The following is a 311-nucleotide window of genomic DNA, read 5'->3' as shown; positions in this document are numbered from 1 at the left end:
TGGGACTGGTGATTGGGACTAAGTCGTAACAAGGTAGCCGTACCGGAAGGTGCGGCTGGATCACCTCCTTTCTAAGGAGCACACATAAGAACCCCGCCTCAATGCCCGTTTGTGGTGTTGGTGGGTGCTCAAGGGTGGAACATCATTATCTTCGCTCATCGTTTTGGCTTGGCCGCGGTATCTGCTGTGTGTTGGGTTGGGATCGGTGGGCTAGAGCGAATACGTTATTGGGTCCTGGAATCACAAACCCCACGCACTTGTGTGTGGGTTCGTGGTTTCGCCAATGGACCGACCCAGGTCTGATGCTGCAC

At 54.7% G+C, this 311-nt stretch carries 1 rRNA gene; it reads left to right on the top strand.

Features of this window, described 5'->3' with window-relative positions:
• A 16S ribosomal RNA gene (locus MPN20_RS17225) occupies nucleotides 1–71 on the top strand; the annotation flags it as partial.
• Nucleotides 72–311: the final 240 nt, after the last annotated feature.

This window comes from Brevibacterium sp. ZH18 (assembly GCF_022748595.1).
Classification (GTDB): Bacteria; Actinomycetota; Actinomycetes; order Actinomycetales; family Brevibacteriaceae; genus Brevibacterium.
This window is presented reverse-complemented; position numbering and strand designations above follow the sequence as displayed.